This is a genomic window from Photorhabdus antumapuensis (genome assembly GCF_020387775.1).
GTDB lineage: Bacteria > Pseudomonadota > Gammaproteobacteria > Enterobacterales > Enterobacteriaceae > Photorhabdus > Photorhabdus antumapuensis.
Genome location: NZ_JAHZMK010000033.1, coordinates 43,164 through 63,425 on the forward strand (window position 1 = coordinate 43,164; position 20,262 = coordinate 63,425).

Annotated in this window: 6 protein-coding genes; 4 read left to right on the forward strand and 2 right to left on the reverse strand. The window is 45.1% G+C overall.

Annotation, left to right across the window (positions count from 1 at the left end):
• Positions 1-90: 90 nt before the first annotated feature.
• Both KZ793_RS14155 and KZ793_RS14160 read right to left on the reverse strand, forming a co-directional pair.
• The gene (locus tag KZ793_RS14155; protein WP_225815923.1) at positions 91-6,735 is read right to left on the reverse strand and encodes a type I polyketide synthase; all 6,645 of its coding nucleotides are present in this window, start codon (positions 6,733-6,735) and stop codon (positions 91-93) included.
• A 151-nt stretch (positions 6,736-6,886) separates the two neighbouring features.
• Entirely contained in the window at positions 6,887-7,081 is a 195-nt protein-coding gene (locus KZ793_RS14160) for a hypothetical protein (protein ID WP_225815924.1), read from the reverse strand.
• Positions 7,082-8,180: 1,099 nt separating this feature from the next.
• On the opposite strand from KZ793_RS14160, the gene hpaB reads away from it, so the two are divergent.
• The 4 genes from hpaB to KZ793_RS14180 all read left to right on the forward strand — a co-directional run bounded on the left by hpaB (position 8,181) and on the right by KZ793_RS14180 (position 20,046).
• Positions 8,181-9,743, forward strand: a complete 1,563-nt coding sequence (hpaB, locus tag KZ793_RS14165) for a 4-hydroxyphenylacetate 3-monooxygenase, oxygenase component (protein WP_225815925.1) — start codon at positions 8,181-8,183, stop codon at positions 9,741-9,743.
• Positions 9,744-9,762: 19 nt separating this feature from the next.
• Positions 9,763-10,281: a 4-hydroxyphenylacetate 3-monooxygenase, reductase component gene (hpaC, locus tag KZ793_RS14170; protein WP_225815926.1), complete on the forward strand. Its 519-nt coding sequence runs from the start codon at positions 9,763-9,765 to the stop codon at positions 10,279-10,281.
• 326 nt (positions 10,282-10,607) lie between these two features.
• Positions 10,608-12,077 (forward strand): dipeptide/tripeptide permease DtpB, encoded by a 1,470-nt coding sequence (gene dtpB / locus KZ793_RS14175; protein ID WP_225815927.1) that lies wholly within the window; start codon positions 10,608-10,610, stop codon positions 12,075-12,077.
• A 448-nt stretch (positions 12,078-12,525) separates the two neighbouring features.
• Positions 12,526-20,046, forward strand: a complete 7,521-nt coding sequence (locus KZ793_RS14180; RefSeq protein ID WP_225815928.1) for a Tc toxin subunit A-related protein — start codon at positions 12,526-12,528, stop codon at positions 20,044-20,046.
• Positions 20,047-20,262: the final 216 nt, after the last annotated feature.

Genomic DNA, 20,262 nt, shown 5'->3' on the forward strand with positions numbered 1-20,262 from the left:
CAGAGTAACTCCTAAGCATGACAAGATTCTCCTGAGCGCTACGACTGCCCCCAGGTACATATCAAACTGATTTTGTTTTATCCGGAAAGATTACCTTGTGTTTTTTTCCACCTGTTTCGAGTCGGTTTGGGTGAATAATTCCCTCAACGCAGCCGAAACGGTAAATTTGACATTATGCAAACGACCGTAAATATTCCCCATTAAGTCATGCAAGGTAATATCAACAACCAGCGCCAAGGCGGTTTTGGTATTAATTCGCATAGCAGCATAGAATTCTTCACCAAATGCCAAGGTAGCATATTGTTCAATTTTCCCAATTGCGCATGGCAGACCTGCTTTATCCAAGCGCTGCATCAGCCAGAATAAGGGCAGTTGCAAAGCGACATCATAGATAAACAGGTTGAAAGAATTGACCGGGAACTGTCCCTGTAATTCAGGCGCTACGTCATCCAGTCGGCATTTCAATATCAGGTATTGATCATCAATATGGATAACCTTGCGTATTCCCTGAAATATGTTGCCGTGGAACAACATTCTGCCCTGACGCATATCGCCATACAAAGGATGAGCTAAGGCAATCTGAGTGTGCAAATCGGTATGCAGTTCTTCGCAGGCCGCTGACCGGCGTTGAGTGGTGAGGAATAGCGTGGACTGATAGTGTTCAACCGTGCTTTTTCCCTGCTGACTGGTGATAGAAATATCTACCGCCAGCCGCTCATCCCCTCGCACATAGCCGCAGTTGGGCGTCAACACCGCAGTGTAGTCGCTAGGCTGGGTACCATCAAACACAATCCCCTGCAATACGCTGAAATCCACCACGTCCTGAAGCTGGTAGCCCGGAAAACGCTCTTCACAAATGCGCGTCATCCAGCCAATAGCGGCAGTGGCCGGCAATACCGGGTTGTCGCAGATGACATAGTGGTGCAGGAACGGATTGGCTTCCAGCGTCAACAAACGCTTAACTTGCTCCTCATCCGGCAGCGATTTCACCTGACGCGTGGCCTTGTAGTTTTCACCACCAACAATTACCTGCTTAGATTCAGTATCAGTAAATTCCTGTACGAAATAGCGTGTTCCCACATTACCAGGAATGATCACCATGTTGCGGGCACTATAGGTACGTTTTAATGTGTCGTTGACCATGCCTCCGTCCCACGGCCCCCAGTTGATGGCACGGACGACCAGACGACTGTCACCTTTCAGTGGTAGGTAAGCAAATTTACTCAGGGTTTCATTAGCCATCGCATAATCGGCTTGCCCGGCATTGCCGAAATAACCGACAATGGATGAGAACAGCATTACATGGCGCAAACTAGCAATATCCACGACCTGGCACAGGTTTTCCAACCCTTTGACCTTAACGTCAAACACTGAGCGTAAATCATCCAGCATTTTCTTCTCAATACGCTTGTCCGCCAGGTTGCCAGCACCGTGAATGATACCCGTCACTGGTCCAAATGCCTGCTGAGCTGCGGCAACCGCCGCCGCAACCTGCTGTACATCGGTAATATCGCAGTGCAGGTAACAGGCATCTCCCCCAGCCTGCCTGATCTCTTGCAAGGTTTGGTTAATCTCATCGGCATATAACATCCCTCTCAACATGGCATCAATTTTCACCGGCGTTGGCTGGACCTGTTGGGATTGCAGATAGGCGATCGCCGCAGCCTTGCGCTCATTGAGCGTGGTGGCACCCTGTGCCCATGTCGGCAAAGGCGCGTCCAAATCGGTTCTTCCCAGCAGGACAAAGCATGCCTGGCTGAGTTTCGCCATCTCGATGATACATTGGGCCGTGATGCCACGTCCCCCGCCGGTCACCACAAAAACGTCCTCACGGCTGACCTGGAGCGGTGTATCAACAGGTTCCTTCGCTGCAAGCGCCAGCGTCATGCGCTCGCCATTCACACCACGGCCAACTTCGGTCAGATCGGTACAGCTATCCTGCAACTCTTCGATCAGGATCAGGGCAACATCACACGGTTTCACTTGTGCGTTGATGTCAAGAGTACGGCAGAATACGTTTTTCCACTCAATATTCAATGATTTGGTCAACCCGCTGACCCCACTTGCGACGACTTCAGCCAGCCCGTTGTCGTTCGATGTGGACAGCGCGCCGTCCCCACGGCCTACGATAAAGAAGTAGCCCGCAAGGTTTTCATCTCGGTTCAGACTGCCCTGCAAACGCTTGGCCAGCAGGAATGTAGTTTCAACCGAGAGATAACCCTGCGCGCTGAACACCTTAGCCAGCGTTTTCACACTCTGCCGTGGCGTCTGAAGGTAGATCACACCATCGATCGGCCCCTGCTCCTGTTCAATTTCACTGATTGCCGCATCCAATGTGGCTTCATCAGTGCAGTTCAGTACGTAGTGACCGGCGGTTTTGACATACTTTTCATTTTTTGCCATTCCCGCATTCAGAGTCAGTACCGCCACCCGCTGGCCCCGCTGTTTCAGCTGTTTAACCACCTCATCGACGACTGTTTTACCCTCATCCACCACCAACCAAAGGCGCGACAACGCAAACGTCAGCGGGTAACAGTCTGGAGTCGGTAACGATCGTAACATTACCGTATAACGAGCAACCCGAGGTTCAACTGGCACAACCTCTTCGGCAGGAATAGGCTGAACCGCAGGTGTAACACTCAGTTGCGATTCAGCCAAAGACTTTTTTGCGCTGGCGGCCTTTGACACAGAGGCGGTTGAGGTAACAAAGCCCAGCGTACGCTGCGGTGTTTCTGCCCTCACATCTTCTGACGCTCTTAGGTTGTGCAGAACTTGGCCGCTATCCTGTTCACTGGGATTGTCTTCAATAAAGGAATCCTTTGGCGCATAGCCCGAATTTTTACGACGGATATCGGCGATAATCTCATCGTTCATTTGTTTAAAAAACACGGAGATCTTACTGATATTGCTCAGTACTTCGATATCGAAAGTTTCCAGATACTTGTTCTTCAACGCATCGTGATAAATGCCGGTGTCTGCGGAAAAGGCATCAAACATCACGCCGAAAATTTCCAGACGTTTGATAGAATCAATGCCGAGATCGGCCTCAAGATCCATTTCCGCATCAATCATATCCTGCGGGTAACCGGTTCTGTCGCTGACGATGGCAACCAATTTGCCAATGATTTTCGCCTCGGTAATTTGCTCAAAATGTTTGATTTGTTTTTCCAGTTCCGGGTCGCTCACGCTGGATTTAGTCGGCGCAACCGGCTGACTCACTATCGGCTCAGAAGTGGTGGCTGGCATGGTCAGGCGCGGCGCGGCAATTTCTCCCATAGTTGGGACCTGCGCGGTGACAGGAGCAGCCTTAGGCGCTACGACGGCAACTGCCGGCTGCATAGCCTGCCCCGGCTGGAATAAGCTCTGCTGGGTGGCAAAATATCGCTCATGGTTGGCGTGATACAGCTCCAGGTTTTTATCCAACAACTGCACACTTTGCCCCAGGCTAGACAACATGGCCGGCAGGTTCTGGTGATCCTGGAACTTCTCCAACAGGGTGTATTGCTTGTTCAACAACAGCCCCAGCAGTTGGATATACTCTTTCTGATTGGTTTGGAACTGTTCATGCAGCTGGCTCATGACCCGTTGCGCCTGCAACAGCTCATCCAAATTGCTCTTACCCATGTTCTCATTCAATTGATTATTCTGTCCCATAGCGTTGCCTCGCTTCTGAATTGCAACCGTCGTGCTTTGTTGAATAAATGGAGCAGGACCCTTTAGCGCTCCCGTCTTGACCACCGACGCCGGAGCCGGCCTGGAGATCACTGATGCTGCCTCAGGTGCACGGTTGGTGATGAACCGTTCCACCACAGCGGTGTCGCCGTCACGCATCGCACGTTCACGCCGTTCCTGATTCTTATCTGACATGAAAAAACCGCCACTGAGCTTGAAAGTCAGATGATTGTTTTTTTCCTCCGATGGCGGTTGTACACGGGCATGCCGGTCCAGGGTATTTAACCTGACTCCCTCTGCCAGTAACCTAGCCTGAGCTCTCGCCAGTTGTAACCTCTCCTCGCCTTTATTACTGGTACTGACCGAGATGATGCTGTGCTCTCTGCCATTGAGGATGTCCGCGACCAGCTTACTCAACACCCCTTTTGGCCCAATTTCGACAAACAGGCGGCCACCATGCTGATAGATGGTTTCGATCGTTTCACGGAAACGCACTGGCATGACCAACTGTTCCGCCAGCAGGCTGGCAATGTCTGCCGGCGACTCGCCGTAAGGCACCGCCGTCGCGCTTGAGAACAGTGAGCACTGAGGTGGCTGGAAGTTGATTTGCGCCAAATGTTCGCGAAATGGTGCATAAGCTGACTGGATAAATTCGGTATGGAACGCGGCCGACACGGGTAAAATGCGGCAATGAATCTGGCTGGCCTTCAGTTCATCATGCAACTGACGGATCAATATTGTGGCACCGGCCAGCACCACCTGCAAGGCAGAGTTATCGTTAGCGACGGTAATCCCCGGATAGAGTTTGAGCACATCTTCACGTTGCTCTGGTGTTAGAGACACCGCCAACATTGCCCCGGTATCCGAGTCTGCTCCCTGGTCAGCGGCAGCAAACGCCGCAGCCGTTCCCCGCGCCAGTGACACACGGTAAAAATCAGCATCAGACAGCACGCCAGCCGCCCATAAAGCGGTAACTTCACCATAACTGTGACCAGCAACAAAATCTGGGTTAAAACCATTCTCTTTCAAAATCGCAAAATAGCCGGCGCTGATAGCCCCTAATGCCGGTTGGGCATTGGCCGTATCAGTCAGGAGCTCGTTTTGTTGCTGCCGTTCAGCATCGGAAAATACCGGAGTGGGATAAATCACATGGGACAGCCCCTGACCACGCTCGTTGGCCGCCAGCACATCCAAAGCCTCCAGCGCCTGGCGCATCTCAGGGTAGTCATTGGCAATGTCACGGCCCATATTGACATACTGCGATCCCTGTCCAGGAAACAGCGCCACCACTTTTCCATCCAAGTCTTTGGCCGAGGGCTGGTAGTAAATTCCCAGAGGGTGCTCCCAGCCACTTTCACGCCTTTGCTTCAACTGTTTTACTGCCTCCACCATTATCTCCGCCGCCTGTGCGCCAGATGTGGCAACAAACAGCAGACGTGCTTGATGAGGTTGCAACCCGTTAAGATCCTGATGTGCAAGATGCTCGCGTAACGCCTGCCCGGCAGACGACGCGCGGCCAAAATGCGCCAGCGCCCCCTCACACTTAGTTAGCAGTTGTTCAGGGTTCTCGCCGCTGAACAGCAACGTGACTACCTGTCCATTCAGACGATAGGCGCCACGCGGCTCTCGCTCATACTCTTCCAAGATCGCATGGAAATTTGTTCCCCCAAAACCAAAAGCACTGAGGGCAGCGCGGCGTGGCGCGCCGTTAAGAGATCGTAACCAGGGACGAGGCTCATTGTTGACATAGAATGGACCGTTATCCCCGGACAGCATTTCGCCAGGCTGAGTGACATTGATCGTGGGAGGTAACACTTTGTGATGCAGGGCAAGCGTCGCTTTGATCATTGATGCTGCCCCCGCCGCACTGCGGGTATGACCAATCTGTGACTTAATGCTGCCTATGGCCACCGATTTCGCCGCCACCTTGTGCTCATCGAAAACCATGCGCAGACTTTTCAGCTCTGTATTGTCACCGGTGGCCGTCCCGGTGCCATGCGCCTCGACCAGTTGAATGTCCGCTGGAGTGATGCCGGCACGGGCATAAGCACGCTTGAGTGCTTTTACCTGGCCTTCATAACGGGGGGCAAAAATGCTTTTCGCTTTACCATCACTGGATGCCTCGAGCGATTTGATCACCGCATAGATATTATCACCATCCAACTCGGCGTCTTCCAGACGTTTCAGCACCAGCATGCCAACACCATCACCGAGCATGATGCCATCGGAGTCACGATCGAAAGGGCGCGACAAGTTGCTTTTCGACAGTGCCGGGGTTTTGCTGAAACATACGAAAGAGAACGCTGAATTCTCCAGGTTAACGCCTCCCGTCAGTACAGCATCACAGCTGCCTGAATTGAGCTCACCGATAGCAGCTTTGATCGCCGCCAGGCTGCTCGCACAGGCGGCATCCACCATGTAGGACGTCCCACCAAGGTCAAAATAGCTGGCGATGCGACCACAAGCCACATTACCGAGGAAACCGGGTAAACAGTCCTCATTCCATTCAAGGCATGAATCATGCACCCGGTCGATCACTTCGTCCACAACCGCCTCCGGCAAACCGGACTTGATCATGATTTTACGCAGGTACGGGGTTTGCTGACGGCCTGCCAGCGAGAATAAGGTATTGCCGTTACCGCCGCCGCCCAGAATAACGCCGATGCGATCGCGGTTCACTCGCTTGTTCTCTTGACCAATTAATCCCGCATCCTGCATTGCCTGTTTGGCCACATACAATGAAAATAATTGTACGGTACTAATTGAATCAACAATGGCCGGTGGAATTTTAAATTCCACCGGATCAAAATCAATAGCGGGAACAAAACCGGCTTTATGACCATACGTTTTATCCACAGCCGACGCATCTGGATCATAAAAATCCTCTTTGCTCCAATATTCTATCTCTGACACGGTGGTAATATCAGTCAAAGAATCTCTTTTAGCCATTATGTTTTCCCAGAACTCATGCAGATTTGAGGCATCAGGGAAATGGCTGGCCATGCCGATAATAGCAATATCGCCCTGGCCTTTTTTATCGTGCACTAAATATGTCTCAGACATATACTCCTCACGCTTTAGGTGAAATAATCCCATACGCAACACACACCAATAAATTGTGCTATGCATAGTGAATTCACCGCTGTTGGTTACACCAAAATGATCTTTCCATGATCGTTTAATGACTCATTAAAAATTATTTACTGCAATATTGTTATATTTTCTGCAATAACAGTTGAATTTCCCCCATGCCTGATAACCTTGATTTTTTTATAAGGATATTATTACTGAGATTATTCTTATCCTCGCATTCATATTTTCTGACAATCTGCAACACACCGTCAAAAATAACTTCTGCTGAAACAGAAACAATCACCACCAGTAAATAGAATAGTGGTCCTCCTGCCATGTGCTGAGAAAAAAACACCACCAATAGGTACAGTGTCAATAACGCTACGAATCACAATATTAAAGAAAACCAATCCAGATCCCCTAAAAATCACGATCATGACATTCTCTTAACTTACGAATAGATATACCCCACCATTCGTAATGGCGTGTGTAAGTTATATTGGTCTATCTCGTATTTTTCAAGGCAATAAAACTGATTTTAATCTTTATAGATAACTGGTATACATCGGTTTAGCTTAACTTTCAAACCTCAGTAAAAATTGGCTTATATTAAAAGAAAAAGACAACATAGTCCTTTTAAATCAATCAAATACAAAAAAAATAAAACATTAACAAATCATTATATGTATTAACAATGGTAAAAAAATGGAAGATAAGACCATAAAAACCATAAAAAAAACAAAAAATAAAATTTTATATCAAATTAAATTAAAATTTAAAAAACACAACAAAATAGATAATAAAGTCGCAACAATTACGTGAGGTAGATTGGATTTTAATAAAAAATTCATCAAAAAATCTTTACATAAAATGATACGAGGTGCGATAGTTGGAAATATATAATGCGGTATTGAGGTTGCTTAGTTAATCCTATTCCTTTTATTTGGGCGGCGCTCCCCCCCAGAACCGATATGATATGGCGAGTTTCAACGAGATGACAGGAAGTAACCGTAAAATAGCTGGCATCCAGACCTACCGTGACCATTGAAAACGTGAAGCAAACCATCTGGCGACCAAGTCGTTCAATACAAAATTGAGTATCACGAATATTGCCTGGAGCGACATACGTATTCGGTAGTAATCCCGAATTCGCTGTCCACCGTGCAGTAGTCAATCCCGTAAGAAATCTTATCTACTCAACCGGCGAAAAACAGATTAAATAATCGCTACAAAAATATCGCCTGGATCACACTTTAAATAACAAAGCATCCTTTTCAACGAAAAGTACCCGCGAACCTTCCGAAAATCTCTTCAAGAAAAGCCGTTCTAAAGCTTCAATTAAGAAACACAAAACAAACATTAAATTAACATTTCCGTGCCAATATTGATTATATTATATCAAGACAGGCGCTTTTTATGACGACTGTGAGGTAGACATGAAACCAGAAAATTTTCGCGCCGACAAAAAACGTCCTTTCACCGGTGAAGAGTACCTAAAAAGCCTTCAGGATGGCCGCGAAATTTATATTTATGGCGAACGCGTAAAAGATGTCACTACACATCCCGCATTCCGCAATTCTGCTGCTTCAATCGGTCAGTTGTACGATGCCCTGCATGCCCCGGAAACCCATGATACCCTGTGCTGGAATACCGATACCGGCAATGGCGGGTACACTCACAAATTCTTCCGCTTTGCTACCAGTGTGGATGATCTGCGCCAACAACGTGATGCTATCGCTGAATGGTCACGTCAAACTTATGGCTGGATGGGCCGTTCACCTGACTATAAAGCGGCCTTCGGCAATGTACTCGGCGCATTTCCTGAATATTATGGTCAGTTCGCTGATAACGCCCGTACCTGGTACAAACGTATTCAGGAAACAGGTGTTTACTTTAACCACGCCATTGTCAATCCACCCATCGATCGCCATAAACCTGCTGATCAGACACGTGATGTCTATATTAAGCTAGAAAAAGAAACTGATGCCGGTATCATCGTCAGCGGCGCAAAAGTAGTAGCAACTAACTCAGCCCTGACTCACTATAACTTTATCGGTTTTGGCTCCGCACAAGTAATGGGGGATAACCCTGATTTCGCCCTGATGTTTGTCGCGCCAATGGATGCGGAAGGCGTGAAATTGATCTCCCGCGGCTCCTATGAATTGGTAGCAGGCGCAACAGGTTCCCCATTCGATTATCCCTTATCCAGCCGTTTCGATGAAAACGACGCGATTCTGGTGATGGATAAGGTACTTATCCCTTGGGAAAATGTCCTGATTTACCGTGATTTTGACCGTGCACGTAACTGGGCAATTCAAGCGGGTTTCACCAGTCTGTTCCCATTACAGGCTTGTGTACGACTGGCGGTGAAGCTGGATTTCATCACTGCCCTGCTACAAAAGAGTTTGGAATGTACCGGCGTGATAGAATTCCGTGGTGTCCAGGCTAACTTGGGTGAAGTGGTTGCCTGGCGTAACCTGTTTTGGTCACTGAGTGATGCAATGTGGGCAGAAGCCAAACCGTGGAAAGGTGGCGCTTATCTGCCAGATACTCAGGCAATACAAACTTATCGCGTTATGGCACCAACGGCCTACACGAAAATTAAGAATATTATTGAAAGTAACGTCACCAGCGGCCTAATTTATCTACCATCCAGTGTACGTGATATGAATAACCCAGAAATTGATAAATATCTGGCCCGGTATGTTCGGGGTTCCAATGGTATCGATCACGTTGAGCGCATTAAGATTTTAAAACTGATGTGGGATGCCATTGGTAGTGAATTTGGTGGCCGTCATGAGTTGTACGAAATCAACTATGCCGGAAGTCAGGATGAAATTCGTATGCAATGTCTGCGCCATGCTCATGGCTCTGGCAATATGAAAAAAATGATGGATATGGTTGATCGCTGCCTTGCTGATTATGATCAGCATGGCTGGCGTAGGCCACATTTATACAACAATAGCGATATTAACCAGTTAGATAAGCTGCTGAAATAATCGGTAGCAGGAGGCCAACATGTCCTTAGAAAATGAACATCGCCTGCGTTTCAGAGATGCGATGGCGAGTCTGTCAGCAGCGGTGAATATCGTTACCACTGATGGCCATGCCGGATGTTGTGGCATCACTGCCACAGCGGTATGCTCAATCACCGATACGCCACCCACGCTGATGGTATGCATTAACCGCAGCAGTGCTATGAATACCGTTTTTCAGGAAAATGGCCGCCTGTGTGTAAATATTTTAAACCACGAACAAGAATTGATGGCACGCCACTTTGCCGGTATGACTGGAGTCAGCATGGAAGAGCGCTTTCGCTGGAATATCTGGCAGAAAGGAATATTAGGTCAACCGGTGTTAACCGGCACCCTCGCCAGCCTTGAAGGTGAAATTGAACAGGTTCAAGAAGTGGGAACACATAACGTGTATCTGGTTCACATTAAACATATCACGGCAAGTGAACAAGGCCACGGTCTCATCTATTTCAAGCGTAATTTCCGTCCAGTTATGTTGGAAATTGAAGCCGCCACAGTTTAACTACTTTTCCATCAGGCAGTGATTGTTCATCCACTATTCAGGCCTTAAACGGCCTGAATAGCGTTTTTTATCAACACTTCCATTAAGCTTCTGATTATTTTTGATATTCATCTGATGAATATGCTATTAAATTCAATACTAATATCTTTATGTTAGTGTGATCGCCAACTAGGAACATATTTTAACCATATAATAATCTACCGTCCTCCGATCACTTGGATAAAGTACATAAAAAAACCACTTTAGCGACAGTTCATGTCACTGAACGTCCCTGTACATTCCCGAGTGTATTTCAATCAATAATGACCAATCAGAGGCAATCAACTATGAATAAACCCGCATCCATCGGTTTATTACAACAACCCAAGCCGTTCTTTATGATTTTCTTCGTCGAGCTTTGGGAACGATTCGGCTACTACGGCTTACAAGGCGTTCTTGCTGTCTATTTTGTACAAAAATTGGGATTTTCCCAGGAACAAGCGTTTATTACCTTCGGTGCATTTGCTGCTTTGGTTTTTGGTTTGATCTCGATTGGCGGCTATATAGGTGACCACTTACTGGGAACTAAACGAACCATTGTGTTGGGTGCCATTGTCCTGGCAATTGGCTATTTTATGACTGGCCTTTCTATCCTACACCCTGATTTAATTTTCTACGCCTTGGGAACCATCGCCGTTGGTAACGGCCTGTTCAAAGCCAATCCAGCCAGCCTACTGTCTAAATGCTATCCACCCAAAGATCCTCGTCTGGATGGGGCTTTTACACTATTTTATATGTCAATCAACCTCGGCTCGCTGTTCTCACTCGCTCTCGCTCCCGTTGTTGCGGAAAAATTTAGTTATGCCGTTACTTACAATATTTGTGGTATTGGTCTGATTATCGCGTTGTTGGTCTATATTTTTTGTCGCAATACGGTACGTAATATTGGTTCTGAACCCGACCATCAACGAATCAACTATAAAAACCTATTCTTGGTATTAGCAGGCAGTGTCGCAATGGTTTACGTCTGTGCATGGCTGATGCACAACGTGAAAATAGCGAATATTGTGCTGATTACCCTATCTGTTATCGTGGTGTTTATCTTCTTCCGTGAAGCATTAAAACAGGATAAAGCTGGCCGCAACAAAATGTTTGTTGCTTTCATTTTGATGCTGCAAGCGATTGTATTCTTCATCCTGTATGCTCAGATGCCAACTTCTCTAAACTTCTTCGCCATCCATAACGTTCACCATCAGTTGCTTGGTTTTGACATTAACCCGGTCAGTTTCCAGGCGCTTAACCCGTTCTGGATCGTTGTTGCCAGCCCGATACTCGCCGCCTTATACACTCACTTGGGTGCTAAAGGTAAAGACCTCACAATGCCAGCTAAGTTTACGGTGGGTATGTTCTTGTGCTCTTTAGGTTTCCTGACCGCCGCCGCTGCCGGTTTGTGGTTTGCAGATGAACAAGGTTTGACCTCCCCTTGGTTTATCGTTCTGGTTTATCTCTTCCAAGGCGTCGGTGAATTGATGATCAGTGCGTTGGGCCTGGCAATGATTGCGGCTTTCGTTCCTCAGTACCTGATGGGTTTTATTCTCGGTATGTGGTATTTAACGCAGGCAACTTCCTCTTTACTCGGCGGCTATGTCGCAGCCCTTACGGCCGCACCAAAAGGTATTACGGACCCATTGCAAACATTGCCAATCTATACCAGCGTATTCGGCAAAATTGGGATTGCTACTTTTATCGTCGCTATCATCATGGCGGTTACCGTGCCGTGGCTGAACCGTATGATGGGTGAAAAACAAAAAATATGATTTGATCTAAAATAAAAAAACCTCGCCAAAGGAGGAAATACCGCTCGTTTAAGCATTTTTATGCGAGCGGGTAGTACCTTTTTCAAATTTTCCCGCTACTTACGACATAACTTCCAATATTGTTACTTTTTCTAAGAACCACCGATTAAACACATATGCTCACTATTTTATTTAATTATTATTACAATTTTTATTATTAGAAGCACAGTTATAAATTTTATTATTGCGTTTACATGCTATTTAAAAAAAATAATAGCACTGTGACTTTCTGAAAGAATTGAGTGAGATCCTGCTATTTTTCAGCCATTTGCGATCACATTTTATTCAATCGTCAGAAATTACATTTGTTGCCTCTTCTTAATGGGTATCAGTAACTTTTTCATGATACCGACGATGCCCGGCAACACGGATGTTTTATTTATCTCATATGTTTATAAAAGGAACCCGAATGAACTCACCGATATCCGAACTCCCTGAAGTGTTGAGAAGCCAGTGTGGTTTTAACTGCCTGACAGATATTTGCCACTACTCTTTTAACGAATTCCGTCAGGAAGTCTGTGATCATCTCTCTTGGTCAGAGACTCACAACTTATATCGTGATGCACAACAGGCACAAAAGGATAATCGACTGCATGAAGCGCGCATTCTCAAACGTGCTAATCCTCAGTTACAAAATGCAGTGCACCTTGGCATTACTCTCCCTCATGCTGAACTGCAAAGTTACAATAATGAATTTGGTGGCCGTGCCAATCAGTATGCCGCTCCGGGTGCAGTCTCTTCTATGTTTTCTCCTGCCGCCTATCTGACTGAACTCTATCGTGAAGCACGTAATTTACACGCCAGCGACTCTGTTTATCATCTGGATAATCGTCGTCCAGATTTGAAATCTCTCGCCCTTAGCCAACAAAATATGGACACAGAGCTTTCTACACTTTCTCTGTCTAATGAACTACTATTGGAAGGGATTAAAAATCAGTCTAAATTAGACAGTCATGCGACAGTGATGGAAATGCTGTCCACTTTCCGTCCTTCTGGTGCGACGCCCTATCACGATGCTTACGAAAATGTGCGTAAGGTTATCCAATTACAAGATCCCGGTCTTGAACAATTCAATGCCTCACCAGCCATCGCCGGGCTGATGAATCAAGCTTCTCTATTGGGAATTAATGCCTCTATTTCTCCGGAATTGTTTAATATTCTGACGGAAGAAATTACCGAAAAAAATGCCAAGGATCTCTATAAGAAGAATTTTGGCAATATCGAACCCGCTTCACTGGCAATACCCGCATATCTTAAAAGTTATTATAATTTAAGCGATGAAGAACTTAGTCAGTTTATTGGCAAAAAATATTATTTCGATACCAATAAACAAGAATATAGTGATAATCAGCTAATCACCAAGATAATCAACAAAGATGGTTTAGTCTATATTTATCGAATTACCCGGGAATATACTGTAAATACTAATCAAATAAATGATATTAGTTTATTCCCCCTTGGTAGTGATAATTATCAGCTAAACTATAATTTCAAAGACTTTTGGAATGTCTCCTATTTATCCATCAGAGTAAATGATAAAAAAGAAATTTTACGAAAAGATGGCGCTCCTCAGGTAAATACTGAATATAAAACCAATATTACTCTAAATAAGTCTGATATTAATCAATCTTTCCAGATTTATTTAAGACGCGTATTGGCTAATGGGAGTTTCGCACATACAGCCGCAAGATTTACTGTTGAACAATATAATCAACACGCTTTCCTACTAAAACTGAATAAAGCTATTCGTCTGTCCCGCGCAACAAAATTGCCACCAATGGTACTAGAGAGAATTATCCTTAGTGTCAATCAAGAGCTAGATATTAATGCGGAAGCATTAGGAAAAGTCTTTCTGGTTAAACACTATATGCAGCGTTACGGTATTAACGCAGAAACTGCTTTGATATTATGCAATGCTGCCATTTCACAACGTGCCTATGATAATCAATCCAGTCAGTTTGATCGTCTGTTTAATACCCCACCACTGAATGGACAATATTTTTCCGCTGAGAATGAAGAACTTGATTTAAACCCAGGTAGCGCTGATGATTGGCGCAAAGCGGTACTTAAACGTGCGTTTAATGTTGACGATATCTCACTTTATCGCTTATTACAAATAGCTAATCATGGCAATTCCAGTGGGAAAATTGCTAATAACACAAAAAATCTTTCTGCTCTCTATCGAATCCAACTACTGGCTGAAATCCACCAATTAACCATTGATGAACTGGATTTACTGCTAGTTGCCACAGGTGAAGAGAAAAATAATTTATCTGAAATCAAAGATAATGAACTGGCCGTTCTGCTTAACAAACTCTACACTATTACCAACCGGCTACGCGCACAAAAATGGAGTGTATATCAACTGTTTGTTATGGCTACCACCAGCTATGACACCACACTTACACCAGAAATCCAAAACCTGCTAGATACCGTCTATCATGGTTTGCAAAAATTTGATAAGCAACAAGCAAATCTGCTGGATGCCATGTCTCCTTATATCGCCGCTACTCTGCAACTACCCTCCGAGCATGTCGCCCATTCAATGCTCATTTGGGCAAATAAACTAAAACCTGGTAATAGTTCAATAACAGCTGAAAAATTCTGGCTCTGGTTACGGGATAAATACATTCCGGGTTCATCAAAAACATTAGAAATGCAGGAACATATTGTTCAATATTGTCAGGCATTGGCACAATTGGGCATGATTTACCATTCTTCCGGCCTCAGCGAAAACGCTTTCCGCTTATTTGTAACAAAACCAGAGATATTTGGGTTTCTGACCGAAACCACACCTAATCACGACACGCTGTCATTAGTAATGCTGACGCGTTTTGCTGACTGGGTTAACACACTGAGTGAAAAAGCCTCCACTGTGCTGACTGCTTTTGAAAATAAAACATTGACGGCAGAACAATTGGCTAATGCCATGAATATGGATGCTAATTTAGTGTCACAAGCCTGTATTCAGGCACAAAATCACAAACAGATTACTCAAGAAAATGCTTTCTCCAACTGGAAATCTATCGACATCATCCTGCAATGGGTTAATGTCGCACGTCAATTAAATACCTCCCCACAAGGCGTTTCGGCGTTGGTTGCACTAGATTATATTCGACCAATTCAGAAAACACCGACCTATGCTCAGTGGGAAAACGCGGCAGGGGTATTAACTGCCGGATTGAACTCACAACAGGCCGATACTTTGCACGCTTTTCTGGATGAATCCCGCAGCGCTGCATTAAGTACCTATTATATTCGTCAAGTCGCCAAGGCAGCGGCTGCGATTAAAAGTCGCGATGACCTATACCAATATTTGCTGATTGATAATCAGGTTTCCGCTGCAATCAAAACCACTCGGATCGCCGAAGCCATTGCCAGCATTCAACTGTATGTCAACCGAGTGCTGGAACATGTAGAAAAAAGTGCTAATTCAGGCGCTATCAGTCGCCAATTCTTTATCGATTGGGATAAATATAATAAACGTTATAGCACTTGGTCCGGCGTATCCCAATTAACTTACTACCCGGAAAATTACATTGACCCAACGATGCGCATCGGGCAAACGAAGATGATGGATACGCTGTTGCAATCCGTCAGCCAGAGTCAATTGAATGCCGATACCGTCGAAGACGCCTTTATGTCCTATCTGACATCATTTGAACAGATAGCCAATTTGCAAGTGATTAGTGCTTATCACGATAATATCAATAATGACCAAGGGCTGACCTATTTTATCGGGCGCAGTGAAACTGACGCTGGTGAATATTATTGGCGTAGTGCCGATCACAGTAAATTCAGTGGCGGTAAATTTGCTGCTAATGCCTGGAGTGAATGGAGTAAAATTGATTGCCCAATTAATCCCTATCAGAGCATTATTCGCCCGGTTATTTATAAATCCCGTCTGTACCTGATCTGGCTGGAACGAAAAGAGATTGTTAAACAAAAGGAAAGTAGCAATCAAACTGAGGCAGATTACCGTTATGAATTGAAACTGGCACATATCCGTTATGATGGTACCTGGAATACGCCGTTCACCTTCGATGTAAATAGCAAAATATCTGCTTTAAAACTGGAAAATGAAGCACTCGGTCTCTATTGTGCCAGTAGCCAAAAAGAAGATACTTTGCTGGTACTATTTTATTGCAAAAAACAAAAACTGGATGATTATAAAACTGCCTTGGTAGAGGGAATGCATATTTTCTCTGATATGGCGTCAAAAGACCTGGATAAGTCTAGTCAACAAAGCAAAATTTACCTCAGTAATGTCTATAAACAGTTTGATACCAATAACATTAGAAGGGTAAATAATAGATATACAGAAAATTATGAAGTCCCTTCATCGGTAAATAACCGAAAAGATTATAGCTGGGGAGATTACTACATTAGCCAAGTATATGGCGGAAATATTCCAGTCATCAATTACCAAGCCACATCAAGTGATTTAAAAATCAATATCTCACCAAGATTAAAAATAATTCATAATGGCCGTGAAGAACAACAACATTACCAGTGTAACCTGATGAAGAAATACGGTAATCTCGGTGATAAGTTTATTATCTATACAAATTTGAGTATTCATCCAGAGGCGTCAAGTAAACAGATGTTTTACCCTGTTTATCAATATAATGGAAACACCAATAATCTAAATGAAGGGCAACTGTTATTCTATCGGAATAGCAATTCCGGAGTTGTAATTTTAGCGGATGAAACTGAAAATCTCACCTCATATAAAGAAAGTAAAAACAGTTATGACTATATTAAATACATACCAAACGAATCACCTGATTTTAAAAAAAACTTTATAATGTCTGACGGGCAAGAAATAGTCACTAATGTTCGAGAACCAATAGATATCAACACTGAAATTTCCCCGGAAAAAGTTCAGGTAACATTAAAAGCGGGCAGTAATAAGCAAACTTTTACAGCAGATAAACATGTCGCTATTCAGCCATCACCTAGCCTGGAAGAAATGTATTATCAATTTAATGCTCTAGAAATAGATGGCTCAGGTCTAAACTTTGTTAATAATTCAGCCAGTATTGATGTCACCTTCACAGCATTTGCCAAGGATGGCCGTAAGCTAGGTTCAGAAATTTTCAATATACCTGTCACCCGTAAGGTTGATACCGCTAATGCTATGACCCTCCACCATAATGAAAATGGTGCGCAATATATGCAATGGGGAGCTTATCGTATTCGTCTTAATACTCTATTTGCACGCCAATTAGTTGAACGTGCTACTACCGGAATTGATACGATTCTGAGTATGGAAACTCAGAATATTCAGGAACCGATGATGGGAATAGGCGCTTATATAGAATTGGTTATGGATAAATATAACCATGATATCCACGGTGCTAATAAGTCCTTTACGATTATGTATTCTGGTATTTTTAAATCAGGTGATTATTTTCCCATTTATCAGGGAACATTAAGTGATATAACACAAACAACAGTAAGGTTATTCTTACCTCGTCTTGATGATGCTTTTGGAAATAAAGACAACCTCTATGTCTATGCGGTTTATCAAAAGGGAAAAACAAATGATATCCGCTTTGTTAAAGAGAATAATAATGAACCCGCTATACTCGATACAACTCATAACAAAGGCACTTTCCCAGGGCTCGCATCAGCCACAGTCGTACCTTCTTTCACAGAACCGATGAATTTCAGCGGCGCTAACAGCCTCTACTTCTGGGAACTGTTCTACTACACCCCGATGCTGGTTGCTCAGCGTTTACTACATGAACAAAACTTTGATGAAGCTAATCGCTGGCTGAAATATGTCTGGAGCCCATCCGGTTATATTGTGCATGGTCAAATTCAGAATTATCAGTGGAATGTGCGACCACTGTTAGAAAATACCAGTTGGAACAGTGACCCACTGGATTCCATCGATCCTGACGCAGTGGCGCAACATGATCCCATGCACTATAAAGTTTCGACCTTTATGCGTACCCTTGATCTGCTGATAGCCCGCGGAGATTACGCCTATCGCCAACTGGAACGGGATACGCTCAACGAGGCCAAAATGTGGTATATGCAGGCGCTGAACCTATTAGGTGATAAACCCTATCTACCACTCAGCCCGACCTGGGGCGATCCACGTCTGGATAAGGCGGCTGATGTAACCACACAACAGTCCTACTCCCGTTCCATGATCGCCTTGAGACAAGGTGCACCAACACCATCATTATTGCGCACCGCAAACAGCCTGACCGATCTCTTCCTGCCACAAGTTAACGAAGTGATGATGAACTACTGGCAAACGTTGAATCAACGGCTGTACAACCTGCGTCATCATCTCGCTATCGACGGCCAACCGCTGTATCTGCCAATGTATGCCACACCGGCAGATCCTAAAGCATTGCTCAGTGCAACCGTCGCTACTTCTCAAGGTGGAAACCCTCTTCCTCAAGTGTCCATATCGCTATGGCGTTTCCCTCACATGCTGGAAAACGCGCGCAATATGGTCAGTCAACTTACTCAATTTGGCTCCACATTACAAAATATTATCGAACGTCAAGACGCAGAAGCGCTAAATGCCTTACTGCAAAATCAGGCGGCAGAATTGATATTGACCAACCTCAGCATTCAGGACAAAACCATTGAAGAATTGGATGCCGAAAAAATTGTACTGGAGAAAACCCGCGCCGGAGCACAATCGCGTTTTGACAGCTACAGTAAGTTGTACGATGAAAATATCAATGCAGGTGAAGATCGCGCGATGTCGCTGCGTGCCAACGCCGCCAGTCTCACCACAGCAGTTCAGGCATCACGTCTGGCAGGTGCGGCGGCTGATCTGATACCTAACATTTTCGGCCTCGCTGGCGGCGGCAGCCGTTGGGGCGCCATTGCCGAAGCAACAGGCTATGTGATGGAATTCTCCGCTAATGTCATGAACACCGAAGCAGATAAGATTAGTCAGTCTGAAACTTATCGCCGCCGTCGTCAGGAGTGGGAAATCCAGCGTAATAATGCCGAAGCGGAATTGAAACAAATTGACGCTCAACTTAAATCACTGACAGTGCGCCGTGAAGCCGCAGTATTGCAGAAAACCAGTCTGAAAACCCAACAAGAACAGACTCAAGCTCAACTGGCCTTCCTGCAACGTAAATTTAGCAATCAGGCGCTGTATAACTGGCTGCGCGGTCGGCTGGCGGCTATTTACTTCCAGTTCTACGATCTGGCGGTAGCCCGCTGTTTAATGGCTGAATTGGCTTATCGTTGGGAAACTAATGATACCGCTGCTCGCTTCATTAAGCCCGGAGCCTGGCAAGGAACCTATGCCGGTCTGCTCGCCGGTGAAACCTTGATGCTGAGTCTGGCGCAAATGGAAGATGCTCATCTGAAGCGCGATCAACGTGCGCTAGAAGTGGAGCGAACTATTTCACTGGCCGAAGTTTATGCTGGACTATCCAGCGATAAATTCAAGCTTGCGGAGAAAATCGCAGAATTAGTGACTAAAGGCTCAGGCAGCGCCGGCAACGGCGGTAATAAGCTGGCGTTTGGTACCGGTACCGATACCAACACCTCTCTGCAAGCATCTATTTCGTTGTCTGACCTGAACATTCGCAGCGATTACCCAGCATCTATTGGTAAAACCCGTCGTATCAAACAGATCAGTGTCTCCTTGCCAGCATTATTGGGACCCTATCAGGATGTACAAGCAATTCTGTCTTACGGCGGAGATGCCACCGGGTTAGCCAAAGGCTGTAAGGCGCTGGCAGTTTCTCACGGGATGAATGACAGCGGTCAATTCCAGCTCGATTTCAACGACGGCAAATTCTTGCCGTTTGAAGGAATTGCCGTTGATGATAAGGGTACACTAACGTTGAGCTTCCCAAATGCCACCAGCAAGCAGAAAGCTATGTTGCAAACGTTAAACGATATCATTCTGCATATTCGTTACACGATTATTGAATAATCATTCAACATAACACCAAAACAGGCCCCAAAACGGGGCCTGCAAACAACCAAAATAATGCATTTTCCAAAAGTTTCCTTCACTCATCACAAAATATTAAACATCTTATTTTTCATAAAATACCATTTATAACAAATGTAATTATTACAAATAGTTACTATATATAATTTCAACTATCATATACGCAATTATATTTTTTGTTATTGCATCACAACG

Bases quoted from the DNA above. Each gene is read 5' to 3' on its own strand.
- KZ793_RS14180 (WP_225815928.1), top strand. From the start codon at position 12,526: ATGAACTCACCGATATCCGAACTCCCTGAAGTGTTGAGAAGCCAGTGT.
- KZ793_RS14155 (WP_225815923.1), bottom strand. From the start codon at position 6,735: ATGTCTGAGACATATTTAGTGCACGATAAAAAAGGCCAGGGCGATATT.
- hpaC (WP_225815926.1), top strand. From the start codon at position 9,763: ATGTCCTTAGAAAATGAACATCGCCTGCGTTTCAGAGATGCGATGGCG.
- KZ793_RS14160 (WP_225815924.1), bottom strand. From the start codon at position 7,081: ATGGCAGGAGGACCACTATTCTATTTACTGGTGGTGATTGTTTCTGTT.
- hpaB (WP_225815925.1), top strand. From the start codon at position 8,181: ATGAAACCAGAAAATTTTCGCGCCGACAAAAAACGTCCTTTCACCGGT.
- dtpB (WP_225815927.1), top strand. From the start codon at position 10,608: ATGAATAAACCCGCATCCATCGGTTTATTACAACAACCCAAGCCGTTC.